The following is a 15,132-nucleotide window of genomic DNA, read 5'->3' on the forward strand; positions in this document are numbered from 1 at the left end:
ATAGATATGGCGCTAAATAGGGACTTAACGCCAGCATATATAAAAAGGCTAGATTTTAGGGTAACCAATTCTGTCGGATAAATAACCAACTGATGTGGCAAAGTAGTAAGAGCGATTCCAATGCATTAACGCCTTATAATTATCGTAAGCTAAATACATTCTACCGTTTAAGTCATCTGGCATTACAAGTGCTGCGGTTATATCAACCTGTGGTAAATCTGAACCGTCTGTACGACGAAGGCCGAGTGCTTGCCATGCTGATAAATCACGCTCTGACTTTGACCAATTCTCAAGCCACTGTTTGCGTGTGCGGGTACCGCGTTGCAAAATATTACTTGAGTCAAATTCATTTGGTAATAAAACTTGTCTACCCCAAGTTAAACTATCATTCCAACCGGCTTTCTTTAAATAATTGGCGATTGATGCAAAGGCATCGTATTTATTTTGCCAAATGTCCTTTTTACCATCTCCGTCGTAATCCACAGCGTAAGCGTTAAACGATGTTGGCATAAATTGGGTTTGACCCATTGCACCAGCCCAAGAACCTTTAAAATGTTCAAGGCTTATATGCCCCTCTTCTAAGATGGTTAATGCGGCCCAAAGTTGACGCTTATACATATCTTCGCGACGACCATCATAGGCAAGAGTCACAACGGATGAGATAACAGGTGTAGAGCCTTGAATTTTACCAAAATTACTTTCAAGCCCCCATAGTGCTACGATAAAGCGGGCTTGAACACCGTATTGCTCAGCAATTTTCTCGAGCACTTCTTTGTTTTCTTTATAAAGCTTACGTGCTCGGTCTATTTTCCATTTTGGTACGCGTTTAGGAAGATACGTTTCTAATGTCTCTTTGACTTCAGGTTGGTTTTTATCAGCCTTGATTACTTTCTTTTTAAATTTGATAGTAGCAAAAGCATCTTCAACAATTGATTTTTTATATCCCTTTTCAATTGCTTCAGCTTTTAAATTTGCAACATATTGATTAAATTTTGCTTGCTCTTCATCTGCAAAGGTAGAGACCGAAATAATACTTGCTGTGATTAGGGCGAGTTGTTTTAACACTATTGAGAAACTCCATTTTGTTTTCTAAATTCGTCTAATAAATTTTCTTGTTTGGGTGGCAACTGCAGGTAAAAACCTTTATCAGTTAACTCTTGTTTCACTTTTTCCAGATCAGCGACACCGAGTTTTTCGCGTTTTTCCAAATTAATTAACATTACAAAACTTGGTTGACCAAAAGTAGCCATTAAAGGTTCCGGAACTTTTGAAAAATCATCTCTTTTTTCAACATACAGATAGGTATCTGCCTTTTTTTTACTTTTATATACTGCACTAAGCATTCAATCACCTTTTACTTCTTGCGTAACACTGCATCACACTATACCATGGCATACACTAAAAGTGAGATAAATTGCGCTTAATGGCTCGATTTTAGAATAAGATCAGCCAGTAATTTTTATAATAATAATTGAGATTATGTCGGAACAAATTTTTGAATTAAAAGGGAACCTTTTTACACTGTCTGTATTGCACTTATTTAAGAACGATATTGACGGTCTGATCAGTCAACTGGACGAAAAAATTGCTCAAGTGCCTAAGTTTTTCTTTGGTGCGCCAATTGTCGTTAACTTACAAACCATTCCAAACGAACATGTCGACTTTGCTAAATTAAAACAATCTTTAATTGACTTACAGCTCAACCCTGTTGGAATTTGTAATGGTTCTGAAGAACAAAACACTGCTGCAAAATTACATAAACTATCAATTTTGAATTACAGCAAAGATCAAGCACCAAAGGCAAAACCACAAGCTGCGGCTAATACTTCAATCGTTGAAAAAGAAGTCTTTGTGCCAGCACAGATTATTAGTGGTAATGTCCGTGGTGGTCAGCAAGTGTATGCTAAAAACCGTGATCTCATAATTACCGGTTCAGTGAGTCCAGGTGCTGAAGTTATTGCCGATGGTAATATTCATGTTTATGGCACTCTTAGAGGACGTGCTATTGCAGGGGCAAAGGGCCAGGAGTCCGTAATCTTTTGTCAAAAATTAAATGCCGAACTTGTTTCAATCAATGGTAATTACTGGTTAAGCGACTCATTACAAGGTGATTCATGGGGCAATGCAGCATGTATCTCACTAGAAAACGAATCATTAAAAATTTCAGCTTTGGTTTAAAGGATAAATTTCATGGCAAAAGTTATTGTTGTCACATCAGGTAAAGGCGGTGTTGGTAAAACCACATCAAGTGCTGCAATTGGAACAGGACTTGCCCTAAAAGGCTATAAAACCGTTATTATCGATTTTGATATTGGTCTTCGTAATCTTGATTTAATTATGGGGTGTGAACGTCGAGTAGTTTATGACTTTGTAAATGTAATTAACAATGAAGCTAATTTAAATCAAGCGCTTATAAAAGATAAGCGTGTAGAAAAGTTATTTATACTACCAGCGTCGCAAACACGTGACAAAGATGCACTGACAAAAGAAGGCGTTGAGCTTGTTCTTAATGAGCTTAAGAAAGACTTCGACTTTATTATTTGCGACTCGCCAGCGGGTATTGAAGCCGGCGCTATGATGGCACTTTATTTTGCTGACGAAGCGATTGTAACAACCAATCCAGAAGTGTCATCAGTACGTGACTCTGATCGTATTTTAGGAATTTTACAAAGTAAATCGAAACGTGCTGAAGAAGGTTTAGAGAATGTGAAAGAGCACCTTCTTCTTACACGTTATAACCCTGAGCGTGTTGCTTCAGGTGAAATGTTATCAGTTGAAGATGTACAAGATATTCTAGCAATTGATCTATTAGGTGTTATTCCTGAGTCAAAAGCGGTATTAAATGCATCTAACTCGGGTCAACCCGTTATTCTTGACTCAGATTCAGATGCAGGTAAAGCATATTCAGATGCTATTGACCGCTTGCTTGGTGAAAAGGTTGATTTCCGCTTTTTAGAAGCTGAGAAAAAAGGCCTTCTTAAACGGATTTTTGGAGGTTAATGTGTCATTACTTGATTACTTTCGCTCGCAAAAGAAAACAACTGCAAGTTTAGCAAAAGAGCGTTTACAAATAATTGTTGCTCATGAACGCTCCAGCCGTGGCACTCCAGATTATTTGCCGCAATTAAAGCAAGACATTTTAGAAGTGATCCGTCGGTACGTTAATATCGAACAAGATCAGGTTCAAGTTCAACTTGAACAAAATGAAGATGATTTGGCAGTATTGGAACTAAATGTTACCTTGCCAGACGAAAAGTAATAAAAAGCCTGCTTAATGCAGGCTTTTTAATATCAGTTTAAAACCAGTCTTTTAAACCTGCCTCTACAATATCTTTACGCCAAGAGCTCATAAGGTCAGGTTTTAACTGCCCTGCCTCCTCACTTTTTCCTTTCCACTTCCAACTGATTAATTGGTTCATTTGCTTTTTACTTGCAAGTACATCAAGTGGAATGTCATTTTGATTAGCGATAGATTCTAATTTAGCTCGCATATCTTTAAGTGATTTTTTATAGCCCGTAAAATCAATTAAACGTTTTATTTTTGCGGGATACTCGCTTTCATCTTTTTCAAGCGCAAGCTTCACTAAATTTATAAGGGTTTTACCATAGCGGTTAATAAGCGCTTGATCACCTTCACAAACTCGCTTAAGGGCACCGAAATGTGTTGGTTGTTGCTTTGCAATTTCAAAGATGATTGATTCTTTGACAATGAAATTAAGCGCTAAATTTTTCTCACGTGCACGATTTAATCGCCAGCCGGCAACCTGTTGTAATACCGCTAGTTGTTTCGGGTTTAATTGCCATGCATTTTTAATATCAAGATAGGCTAAATCGAGCGGAGTATCGTAAGCGCGTTTATTTGCAATTAATTCGCTTTCGCTTACAACAATTGCTTGTTTCTGGTCAGATAATTTTTCAACTATTAAGTCATAGCAAGGCATTAAATAAAATACATCTGCAGCAGCGTAATCAAGCTGAGCTTTTGTTAATGGTCTTTGCAACCAATTAGTGCGTGATTCACTTTTATCTATTTGCTCATCAAGTAACATTTCCACCATATTAGCAAATCCAACACAGTTGCGCTCACCAAGTAAGCTTAGAGCAAACTGTGTGTCAAAAAGCGGTTTAGGAATACAATTTCCATGGCGAGAAAACACTTCAAGATCTTCAGAAGGTGAATGCAATACTTTAATAATATTAGTATTTTCCATTAACTGCCAAAAGCCTGATAAATCTAGATTGGCTGTTGGGTCTATTAAACTAATAGTTTTGCCATCATAAATTTGCAGTAAGGCAAGCTCTGGATACAAGGTGCGACGGCGCATAAATTCAGTATCTATTGCAAGGATTGGCTTTGTTGAATAATCCGTGATGGCTAAATCGAGACTTTCTTGTTCTGTTATTAATGCGTACTGCACTGTATTTCCTCATAAAAAAACCGGCTTATGCCGGTTTTTAAATTTTGGGTTACCCCATTAACTTGCTTCTTTAAGTGCGCGTCTTAAAATTTTACCGACGTTAGTTTTTGGTAAATCCTCACGGAATTCAACAAACTTAGGCACTTTGTAATTGGTCAAGTTTTCACGACAATGCTTAATTATATCTTTTTCTGTCAGTGATTGGTCTTTTTTCACAACAAAAATCTTAACTTGTTCACCGCTTACTTCATGAGGTACACCAATTGCTGCTACTTCAAGAACACCGTCATGCATTGCAACCACTTCTTCCACTTCGTTAGGGAATACGTTAAAGCCAGATACAATAATCATGTCTTTTTTACGGTCAACTATATAGAAGAAACCTTCTTCATCGTATTTTGCAACGTCACCTGTAGCAAACCAACCGTCTTTTAAACAATCAGCTGTCGCTTCTGGGCGATTATAGTAACCTTTCATGACTTGTGGGCCTTTTACCCAAAGTTCACCGGATTCACCAAGTTCTGCTTCTGTGCCATCTTCTTTAACAATCTTAAGTTCAGTACTTGGTGCAGGTAGACCAATTGAACCGTTAAAGCCATCTAGATCATATGGGCTGACTGTTACAAGTGGTGCACACTCTGTTAAACCGTAGCCTTCAACTAAGCGAGAATCAGTAACCGTTTGCCACTTTTCAGCAACAGGACGTTGAACTGCCATACCACCGCCAAGCGAAATTTTTAGCGATGAAAAATCTAGTTCAGAAAAGCCAGGTGAATTTAATAAGCCATTGAATAAGGTGTTAACACCTGTCATTACAGTGAATTTTTTACCTTTAAGCTCTTTGATAAAGCCCTGCATATCACGTGGGTTTGTGATCAGTAAGTTGTGACCACCGTATTTCATAAAGGTTAAGCAATTCGCTGTTAGTGCAAAGATATGGTAAAGCGGTAATGCAGTAACTACCATTTCTTGACCTTTCTTAAGTAATGGGTCTAAACAACCAGTTACTTGTTCAAGGTTTGCTACCATATTGCCATGGGTTAGCATTGCACCTTTTGATACACCCGTTGTACCACCGGTATATTGTAAGAATGCAAGACAATCTTGTGTCAGATCAGGGCGTGTATACTTAGTTACATCGCCTCGTTTCATAACATCAGCAAATTCAATCACATTCGGTAGTGTGTAACCCGGCACCATTTTCTTAAGATGCTTGACAACAAAGTTCACTAGGTGCTTTTTAACACCACCAAGCATGTCACCAATTTCAGTTACAACAATATTTTTAACGTTAGTTTGTGGCAGTGCTTCTTCTAATGTGCGCGCAAAATTAGCAAGAATAATGATTGTTGTAGTCTCAGAATCATTTAATTGATGTTCAAGCTCACGTGTTGTGTAAAGCGGGTTTACATTTACAACTGTCGCGCCAGCACGCAATGTGCCTAGGATAGCAATAGGTGTTTGTAATAGATTAGGCATCATTACAGCAACTTTATCGCCTTTTTTAACACCTAATTGATTTTGCAAATATGAAGCAAATCGCTTTGTTGCGTCATCCATCTGCTGATATGTGAAAACTTTGCCCATGTTTTCAAAGGCTGGAAGCTGTGAATAATCTTGAAAGCTTTTTTCAAATAGTTCAAGCAGGGAGTCATAGTGCTGTGGATCTATTTCAGCAGGAACTCCCGCTGGGTAACGCTTCAACCAAATCTTTTCCACGATAGGCTCCTATAATTTATATTTATTGTTTGTGTTCAACTTAAACCTTAATTCATGTAAGGCGAATTAACAATTGAGTAAATACTCTAAAGGGCTAATGTTCACATATTTATTCACGTTATACAAACTATTTAAAACATACCCTTTACGTAAACGTTAACCTTATTAGCTACTTCTTTGGGGTACTCTAAATGACAATGATGCCCACCAGAAACTTGGTTTATCGTTAGGTTTGAAAAGTATTTACTATATTTTTCAATACCTTGATTTACTAGAGAATACCCATTTGTTGCTTTAATTACGAGCATTGGCGATAAAATATTTTTACACATTTCTATACACTGATTTGGTGTAAAACGAAATCCAGAATGATGTTTAAGCTTTGGGTCTGTGCATAGTTTGTAACCATTTTCTAATAGTTCTGCATTTCTTTCCATTAAAAGCGACGCATTTTGTTTATTTAAATCACTTACAGCTAAACGTGCTCTCACTACTTGTTCAAAACTTGAAAATATACGTTTGGGTTTGTTTTCGGTACGATTTAATATGGCACTCTTTAATTGTGTCGTCACTTCATTTTCATCTGTTGTGACACACGCAATCCCTTCAATTGCTATCACTGCTTTAACATGCTCAGGAAAACAGGCAGCAAAAAGATTAGCAACCATTGCCCCCATTGAATGGCCTATAATAATGACCTGTTCATTTGCAGCTATTTGCTGTTTTAACCTAAACACATCATCAACATAATCGATAAAGTAGTAATGTGCTTGGCTATTTCGCCAATCTGATTTACCGTGCCCTGGAAAATCAATCGCGTACCAATCAAAATGTGAGAGTTCACTCATCAATGGTACAAAAGAATTACTATTATCTTGCCAACCATGCAAAGCAATTACCTTAGTTGCATTGTTTTGTAACCTTTGACACGCAATTTTTAGTTCATTGATTTGATAAAATGTTTCGAAGCTATTTTGTTGCAATGAATTCACCGATAAAAATGTTATTTAACGTGTAAATACGTTATGTTTGTCGCCAAAATAACATAGAACTAAACACACATGAAAAAATCTTTAATTGCATCAGCAGTGTTATTTTCATCAACTGCTATTGCTAATGTAGAAGCGCCTAAAAATATAATTTATATGATTGGTGACGGAATGGGACCTGCGTATACAGCAGGTTATCGATATTATATGGACGACCCGTCAACTAAAGTCGTTGAAAAAACAATTTTTGATGAGTTATTTGTTGGCATGGCTCGTACTAGCCCTGATGATGATACAGTAGTAACTGACAGTGCTGCCGGTGCTACTGCTCTATCCACTGCTACCAAAAGCTACAATGGTGCAATTGCCGTAGATACTGATAAAAAACCTCTTACAACAATGTTGCAAATTGCTAAGTCAAAAGGTTTAACAACTGCACTTGTTGCTACATCTCAGATAAATCATGCCACACCTGCCAGTTTTGCTGCGCATAATGAATACCGTCGTAATTATAATGAAATTGCCGACGATTACATTGATGTAAAAATAAATGGCAAGCTTGCTGTGGACTTACTACTTGGTGGTGGTTACAAATACTTTATCCGTGAAGATCGCGATTTAGTCAGCGAATTTAAACAAGCTGGTTATCACTATGAAAGTGATTTTGATAAATTAAACACCATAAATTCATTACCTGCTATTGGGTTATTTAAAGAAACAGCATTTGCCTATGCGATTGATCAATACCCAACTCGTCTTAGTGATATGGCAGAACAAACCTTCTCTTTATTAGATAAAAATAAAGAAAATGGTTTCTTTGTCATGTTAGAAGGCTCGCAAATAGATTGGTGTGGTCACGCTAATGATGTTGCCTGCGCCATGGCTGAAATGGACGATTTTGCAAATGCAATTAAGAAAGCCAAACATTATGTAGATAGTAATCCAGACACATTATTAGTGGTTACAGCAGATCATAGCACTGGCGGCTTAACTCTTGGTGCTAATGGTGATTACTCTTGGCATACAAATGTGATTAAAGGCGTCAAAGCAAGTGGCAGTAAAATTGCCAAGGCATTAATGAAGTCAGACAATTTATTATCTACCTGGCAGGATAAAACAGCTATTACTCTTGATAAAGACCAAGCTGAGTTGCTTGCAAATAAGGTAATTACGGCTAAAAATGAAAAATCTGACGAAACATCAGCTAAAAAGCAACTTGTTGAGCATGTAAAAATGCTTATTAGTAAAGCGTCTAATACCGGATGGACAACTTCAGGTCATACCGCAATTGACGTACCTATTTTAGCGTATGGTAAAGGTGCAGATGAATTTAGAGGTCATCTGGATAATACCGAAATTGCGAGTAAGTTAATTAACTTTATTAAACAATAAAAATGAGGGTGCATTTAACGCACCCTTTTTATTTTCTTATACCAATTTTGTTAAGTAGGTGAACAGATATCGCTTTCTATTAATGAAATAGAAACTATGCTGAATTTACTTATGCAGTTGTTCTACATTGATAAATTCCAATAGAGTGTCATGTTAAACAGTCCGTTATGATAATCAGTTACTTAAGTTAGGTCTTACTCTCTTCCCGGTAGTTTTTTCCAGGTTACAGTATCACGCACATAAACAGGCTGCGCATCTGCTGCAGCAACCGTATTACCCTTTGCTAATTCAAGCTCTGCTTGTTTAGCCATAAAACGCGCATTTGGTAATGTAATGTCATTATTAATCGTTAAATTATCGGCAGAAAAATATTCGCTGTAAGTTTGGCAACCAGTACCAACAACTAATGCGTCAATGCTCGGCAATTGAAGGTCTTCTGGTTTTAACACTTGCTCGCTTGATGCAAATTCAGCAAGGTCATTTTGGCAACGCTTAAACTCTGCATAATAAATTTCACCCATACGCGCATCAATTGTGGCAATCACATAATCAACATCACAGCTATCAAATGCCTGCTGAGCCATAATTTGTAAATTAGAAATACCGATAACGGGTAAGTTAGCAGCGAATGCAAGCCCTTGGGTTACAGAAACACCTACGCGTACACCTGTGAAACTACCTGGCCCTCTACCAAATGCGATTGCATCTAAATCAGTTAAAGAAACGTTGCCCTTATTAAGTATTGAGTCAATTAACGGTAACATTTTTTGACTGTGTTGCTGAGGACACACTTCAAAATGTGCATTTTCTAAATCACAACTTAATGCCACAGAAAGTGCCTCAGTGGCTGCATCTAATAAAAGTATTTTTGTCATAAGTTATTTAATTGCTTCTAAAAATTCTGACGCTTTGGATAAATCACGAGTTCGCGCCATGTTTGGTAAACTGGCGAGGAAGATTCTACCATATTCCCGTGTAACAAGGCGATTATCACAAATTACCAATACGCCTTTGTCTTTTTGATCACGTATTAATCGACCAACACCTTGTTTTAATGCAATTACAGCACTGGGTAGTTGTAACGAATAAAAAGGGTCGTGCCCTTGTCCGCTGTGTGACTTCATTTTTGCTTGAAGAAGTGGGTCGTCCGGTGCAGCAAATGGTAACTTATCAATAATAACACAAGATAATGCATCACCTCTCACATCGACACCTTCCCAAAAAGATGCAGTACCAAGCAATACCGAATTGCCATGCATAACAAACTTTTCAAGCAATATACGTTTTGACGCTTGGCCTTGTACTATTAATGGATACTCCACACTGTGTGCTAACCCATCTGCAACTAAATTAAGCATGCGATAACTGGTAAAGAGGATAAAGCATCGCCCTTTTGCAGCTTTAATCATTTGTTTTGCAATACTTACTATTGAAAAACCCATTTCTGATTTACTTGGCTCAGGTAAGTAACGCGGTATACATAACATCGCCTGATTTTCGTAATCAAATGGGCTGTCATAGACTTCCATTATTGAGGTACTTAAACCAAGATCATTAGCAAAATGCGTTAAATCGCCATTAACAGCAAGTGTTGCAGAAGTAAAAATCCAGCTTGAAGTTGCATTATCTATAAGTGCCCTGAAACGCTCCGAGACATTTAATGGTGTGATACTAAAAGTAAGATGACGTTTTGTTGTTTCGTACCAAAAACTATACCCTGGCTTTTGTGCCTCATACATTGTTTCTAGCTGCCCTTTGAGACTTGCGGTACGCTCAAATAACTTTTCTATTTTATCACTGCGTTCTAAACAGAGTTTTAGTACTTGATATAGAAAACTAATGTCATTAATCACACGTTCAATGGCACGGTAAACATTAGGCTGTTTTATCATTTGTTGCCAATCACCGCGCTGACTTTCACTTGGAAATTGTAAACGTAAATCCCACACTGCGGTTTCAAGTTTATCAATTGTTTTACCAAGCTGGATCATATCGAACAATTCCGCACGATAAACTAAGCGAATATCACGAACTAGTTCAATTACCATTCGGGTACTAACACGGCTGGCGAAATATTCAGAGGCAATATTGGGAAGCTGATGTGCTTCATCAAAAATATAACAATTTACATTAGGGATTAGTTCACCAAAACCTGACTCTTTTACTACCGCATCAGCTAAAAACAAATGATGATTCACAACCACTAAGTCTGATTCAATTGCTTTTATTCTGGCTTTTCTGACAAAACAATCTTGAAACGAAGGACATTCTTTACCTAAACAGTTATCAGCTGTTGAGGTAACATAAGGTAGTACTTTGGCATCTTCTTCAATGCCACTACAGTCAGCCATATCCCCTGATCGGGTTTCACATGAAAACTTGGCAACCATGGCTAATTGATGCATCACATCAGGATCGTCAACCGGTACATGTGTAACATGCTGATTTAAGCGCTCAATACATAAATAGTTTGAGCGCCCTTTCAGTAGCGCTATTTTCTTACCTTTACCAAGTATTTTTTTAAGCGTTGGTAAATCTCGATGGAACAATTGTTCTTGTAGTGCTTTTGAACCTGTCGATACCATTACTTTTTTATCAGAAAGTAACGCAGGTACTAAATAAGCAAATGTTTTGCCTGTGCCTGTACCTGCCTCAACAATAGCCTGCTTATCATGCATAATTGCATTGGCAACTGATTTTGCCATATCAATTTGTGGTTTTCGTGGGGCATATCCTTTTATTGCAAGTGCAAAAGGACCAGTTTGACCAAACAAAGTATCGATATTGTTCATTAACAGGCAGGAATATTGAGAATGGCTGGAAGTGTAGCGATTATATCTAAGTTCAACAAGTAGCAAATAAGTGGCATTTAGTAAGACAACGTACAGTACCTCTTAACATTTTAATTAATTTAAACTAATCATTGCTTATTTTGACCGTTTTTAAATGAGAAGAAACTAATGAGTAAGCAAAAAGTAAAGTCGCAACCACAATAGAAAAATAATACCAAAACATATTCATTCTCCAGTAATTTTTTAAATATCTTATTGATGTATGAATGAATGTTTGCTTAATAGTGTTAATCAACAGCAATGAGAGAATGGATTAGTTCGATAACCGTGTCTTTATCACTTGTAACAATAAGCGCTTTGTCGATATCTAACTCATCAAGACTCAGTTTAGTATGCATCACTAAAATGGTTAACATGGCTAATTGGTTTGCCTCGAAAACAGCTGCAGCGATTGGGTAATTTTTGCTGTAATTAATTAACGCATGTTTATCAGTAATTTTAGTTTGTACAGCAAGTGATTCTAAAATATTGCGGGGAAAATGCCAAAGCTTTGCTATGTCTAATGTTAAACGTTGACCGTAAGCAGTAATTAGACGTTTTAAATTATGAGCGTTAGGTTGAGAATCTGGGCAAACACTTGCAAATGCATCAATCATTAACTGAAAAATAACCATACACCCCAAATTAATGAGAAGGCCAACTAAATAGGCTTCTTCAGCATTTAGATTCTGTTTAGCTACAAACTGTTTACTTATCCTGCCGGTAATTTGGCTGTGTAACCATAAGTTTTTACCGTAATTTTTAAAGTAAATTTGGGCTCTCGGTACCATTTGTGTAACAAAGCCATTAATTACCCCTTCTATTAATCCTTTTTGTCCAAGTAACATAAAGGCATTTTTCAGATCTGAAATAGGTTTATTACTTCGGTTATAAAAGCTCGAGTTTGCAAGCTCGAGTACTTTAGCTGCAATAACAGGATCTTCACTAATTAGAGAAATTAACTTATCAACATTAAACTCTTCGGAATTTAATGTATTCATTACTTCCGTTAGAGAACTTGGTACAACAGGTAGTGAGCTTAAAATCTCATTTGGTTGGCGAAGTAATTGTAGAAGTTTATTTTCTATTAAATCGCTTAACGGGTCGTGCGTTGTATTATTTAATGATGAATTAAAAAGGAGTTCGTAAAAACTATCGATAAATGCTTGTGCAGCAGGTTTTTTGAAATCTATAGGGCTTTCAATTTGCTCCCTTTTAAAATTGATCTCACCCTCATTTTTGACCCCCTGTTTGGTATTTTCAAAATAGAAATGATTTGCTTCAATTTCTTGTTTTAAAGATGGAAACACTTTAGCTATCAGTTTTTTGAACATACCACATTTATCAATAATGCTTTTTTGTAATTGTAATATGGATTACATGGAGTGCGAGAAATTTATATATTTGCAAGTATCAATAAACAGTTAATTTCCTATCCAAAGGTATTTTTTTAAATTAATTTTGTTATTTTTGAACAGTATTCCTTCGCTTTCTAACCTATATTTTTGCTCACAAAATTTTTCACCGTTTTCTGGAAAACTGATTTTACCTTGCGAATTAATGACCCTAAACCACGGGATTTTACTACCTGATGGTAATTTTTTTAAAATTGACCCAACAAAACGCGCATGCCCTTTTAATGATGCCATTTCAGCTACACTGCCATAGGTTGCGACTTTACCTTTTGGTATTGATGCAATAACAAGCAAAATTGCATCTCTTTTTTCATCATTTGTCATGATATAAACGCTTTAACCCTTGCCAAATAGTTGTTGCTACTGGACCATAAAAGTTACTGTTACTTCTAAATGCTCTAAGTTCTGAATGAAACTGATCTTCGCCATCAATAAGTTCTATTTGTACAAGCTCTCCTGAAGCAAGTTCATTACTACAAAAATGCTTAGCTGCTAAGCCCCAGCCGACACCTTGTAACAACATAGACCTTAATGTTGCCAATTCCTCTACCATAACAACTTGCGATCCCTTTGCAAAAGAAAGTTTGTCATCATCAAAAGGTAATTCGGTTGGTTTAAGGGTAAGGCTTGGAATTGCATCTAGCTCTCTACTGAGCAATGTTGATTTTTTATTGGGTAATACACTGGGTGAGGCAACTAAAATGACTTCTATGGGTTTTAATTGAATACTCTGAAAATCGCCAGATGCATGAAATATATCAAACCAAGGACCAATACCAATATCAACCTCCCCCTTAGATAGTTTTTCAATCGCTTTAAAACGTGAACCACCTAATATTTCGAATTGCGTGGCCGGAAATTGTTTAATGACTTTACCTAGTAACTGATTAATGCGTGCATCACCACCGAGTTGCTCGTAAGCAATGCATATTTTAGGCTCATAACCTAAAGCCAAAGTTGAACTGACTTTATTAAGCTCATCACAGGTTGTTAATACTCTTTTTGCTTGTTTATAAAACCTCTCACCGGCCTCTGTTAATTTAAGACGATATCCAGAGCGGTCAATTAATGTAAAACCAACCTCTTCTTCTAACTTTTGCATTGCCATAGTAAGCGCAGGCTGTGTTTTATGACACTTTTCTGCAGCTTGTTTCAAACTATCTGATGTGACAATGGCATCTAAAATTGTTAACTGCGTAATCTTCATAAGTTTAACTTATACAGTTCGTAATATTTAATAAATATAATTTTACATAGCCTTTGGTTATTCTGGCTATAGTTTATTAATAATTTCTTTTTGGATAAGTAGATGCGCGCCCTTTTACTCTTATTGCCAGCAATTTTGATCACTGCTTGTAAAGAACCTCAGCCAGAAATCGCCGAAAGTACAATTTCTCGCCCAGTAAAACTCTTTACTGTACCAGATACAGGTAGTAGCAATATTCGCCGTTTTCCAGCAAAAGTCGAAGCTAATCAAGGCTCATATTTATCATTTCGAGTTAATGGTGAACTTATGTCATTTCCAACACTTGCTGGACAATCTGTTGAAAAAGGCCAAATCTTAGCAAAGTTAGACCCCGAAGACTTTAAACTACAACTTAGTGACCGTGAAGCACGTTACAAACTTGCAAAAAATCAGCTTGAGCGCACAGAAACACTCAAAACAAAAGGAATTGCATCACAATCAGAACTTGATCAGGCAAAAGCCAATATGCAAGTTGCATTATCAGCGCTTGAAAAAGCAGAAACTGATTTAGAATATACTGTGCTAAGAGCGCCTTTTGCAGGCACAATCAGCAAAGTATTTATAAAAAACTATGAAAGTGTTGTTGCCAAGCAAAACATTATGCGAATTGAAACACGTGATTTAATGGATGTAACTATTCAAATTCCTGAAAAATTAGTTGCTCGCGTTGACAAAAATACAACTTATAAACCCAATGTTGTTTTTGATAGCTACCCGAATAAGTCATATGAATTATCTCTAAAAGAATGGGATACACAGGCTGATCCACTTACTTTAAGTTATCGTGTGGTATTTACACTGCCCCTGCCAACAGATTTTAACTTACTCGCTGGTATGACAGGAAATGTGTTGATTGATTTAAATAAAGTGTTTTATTCAAATCAACGTAAATTTACTATTCCAACAACCGCCGTTTTTAGTGACGCAAGTGAAGATTCCTTTGTTTGGCGCTACAACGACGGTAAGCTCGAAAAAGTAAAAGTAGTGCTTGGTGAAATCCATAAAAGTGGGATTGAGATAAATGAGGGCCTAAATCCTGGAGATCAAATCGTTAGTGCAGGTGTTCATCATTTAACAGCACAAAGCATTGTTCGTCCTTGGACAAAAGAACGAGGCCTATAA

Annotated in this window: 15 protein-coding genes; 5 read left to right on the plus strand and 10 right to left on the minus strand. The window is 36.8% G+C overall.

What is annotated here, in order from left to right; translation table 11 throughout:
• Positions 1 to 48: 48 nt before the first annotated feature.
• Positions 49 to 1,065 (minus strand): lytic murein transglycosylase, encoded by a 1,017-nt coding sequence (locus ON073_RS03260; protein WP_274760430.1) that lies wholly within the window; start codon positions 1,063 to 1,065, stop codon positions 49 to 51.
• The gene (locus ON073_RS03265) at positions 1,065 to 1,343 is read right to left on the minus strand and encodes a YcgL domain-containing protein (protein WP_274760431.1); all 279 of its coding nucleotides are present in this window, start codon (positions 1,341 to 1,343) and stop codon (positions 1,065 to 1,067) included. The genes ON073_RS03260 and ON073_RS03265 overlap by 1 nt, the downstream gene beginning before the upstream one ends.
• A gap of 136 nt (positions 1,344 to 1,479) precedes the next feature.
• On the opposite strand from ON073_RS03265, the gene minC reads away from it, so the two are divergent.
• The 3 genes from minC to minE are packed head-to-tail and all read left to right on the plus strand — an operon-like array spanning position 1,480 to position 3,259.
• Positions 1,480 to 2,178 (plus strand): septum site-determining protein MinC, encoded by a 699-nt coding sequence (gene minC, locus ON073_RS03270; RefSeq protein WP_274760432.1) that lies wholly within the window; start codon positions 1,480 to 1,482, stop codon positions 2,176 to 2,178.
• A 12-nt stretch (positions 2,179 to 2,190) separates the two neighbouring features.
• A complete protein-coding gene (gene minD, locus ON073_RS03275; RefSeq protein WP_274760433.1) occupies positions 2,191 to 3,000 on the plus strand; it encodes a septum site-determining protein MinD in 810 nt (269 codons plus the stop codon).
• Position 3,001: 1 nt separating this feature from the next.
• Positions 3,002 to 3,259 carry a cell division topological specificity factor MinE gene (minE, locus tag ON073_RS03280; protein ID WP_274760434.1) on the plus strand — a complete coding sequence of 86 codons (258 nt, stop codon included), beginning with the start codon at positions 3,002 to 3,004 and terminating at the stop codon, positions 3,257 to 3,259.
• Between the two features lie 37 nt (positions 3,260 to 3,296).
• On the opposite strand, the gene rnd is transcribed toward minE, so the two are convergent.
• From rnd to ON073_RS03295, 3 genes are all read right to left on the minus strand, one after another.
• The gene (rnd, locus tag ON073_RS03285) at positions 3,297 to 4,418 is read right to left on the minus strand and encodes a ribonuclease D (protein ID WP_274760435.1); all 1,122 of its coding nucleotides are present in this window, start codon (positions 4,416 to 4,418) and stop codon (positions 3,297 to 3,299) included.
• A 57-nt stretch (positions 4,419 to 4,475) separates the two neighbouring features.
• Positions 4,476 to 6,137, minus strand: coding sequence for a long-chain-fatty-acid--CoA ligase FadD (gene fadD, locus ON073_RS03290; protein ID WP_274760436.1), 1,662 nt, complete (start codon positions 6,135 to 6,137; stop codon positions 4,476 to 4,478).
• 131 nt (positions 6,138 to 6,268) lie between these two features.
• Positions 6,269 to 7,120, minus strand: coding sequence for an alpha/beta hydrolase (locus ON073_RS03295; RefSeq protein ID WP_274760437.1), 852 nt, complete (start codon positions 7,118 to 7,120; stop codon positions 6,269 to 6,271).
• Between the two features lie 78 nt (positions 7,121 to 7,198).
• On the opposite strand from ON073_RS03295, the gene ON073_RS03300 reads away from it, so the two are divergent.
• Entirely contained in the window at positions 7,199 to 8,518 is a 1,320-nt protein-coding gene (locus ON073_RS03300; protein ID WP_274760438.1) for an alkaline phosphatase, read from the plus strand.
• 194 nt (positions 8,519 to 8,712) lie between these two features.
• Here ON073_RS03300 and tsaB read toward each other — a convergent pair whose 3' ends face one another.
• The 5 genes from tsaB to ON073_RS03325 all read right to left on the minus strand — a co-directional run bounded on the left by tsaB (position 8,713) and on the right by ON073_RS03325 (position 13,971).
• Positions 8,713 to 9,393: a tRNA (adenosine(37)-N6)-threonylcarbamoyltransferase complex dimerization subunit type 1 TsaB gene (tsaB, locus tag ON073_RS03305; protein ID WP_274760439.1), complete on the minus strand. Its 681-nt coding sequence runs from the start codon at positions 9,391 to 9,393 to the stop codon at positions 8,713 to 8,715.
• Between the two features lie 3 nt (positions 9,394 to 9,396).
• Complete coding sequence (locus ON073_RS03310; RefSeq protein ID WP_274760440.1) at positions 9,397 to 11,310, minus strand: ATP-dependent DNA helicase; 1,914 nt, start codon at positions 11,308 to 11,310, stop codon at positions 9,397 to 9,399.
• Between the two features lie 287 nt (positions 11,311 to 11,597).
• A complete protein-coding gene (locus tag ON073_RS03315) occupies positions 11,598 to 12,683 on the minus strand; it encodes an HDOD domain-containing protein (protein WP_274760442.1) in 1,086 nt (361 codons plus the stop codon).
• A 90-nt stretch (positions 12,684 to 12,773) separates the two neighbouring features.
• Positions 12,774 to 13,088 (minus strand): MGMT family protein, encoded by a 315-nt coding sequence (locus ON073_RS03320; protein WP_274760443.1) that lies wholly within the window; start codon positions 13,086 to 13,088, stop codon positions 12,774 to 12,776.
• Positions 13,078 to 13,971 (minus strand): LysR family transcriptional regulator, encoded by an 894-nt coding sequence (locus ON073_RS03325; RefSeq protein ID WP_274760444.1) that lies wholly within the window; start codon positions 13,969 to 13,971, stop codon positions 13,078 to 13,080. Before ON073_RS03325 ends, ON073_RS03320 begins: the two co-directional genes overlap by 11 nt.
• A gap of 102 nt (positions 13,972 to 14,073) precedes the next feature.
• Here ON073_RS03325 and ON073_RS03330 point away from each other — a divergent pair, with 102 nt between their 5' ends.
• Entirely contained in the window at positions 14,074 to 15,132 is a 1,059-nt protein-coding gene (locus tag ON073_RS03330; protein ID WP_274760445.1) for an efflux RND transporter periplasmic adaptor subunit, read from the plus strand.

Origin of the sequence: Pseudoalteromonas sp. G4 (genome assembly GCF_028875915.1) — a bacterium.
Classification (GTDB): Bacteria; Pseudomonadota; Gammaproteobacteria; order Enterobacterales; family Alteromonadaceae; genus Pseudoalteromonas.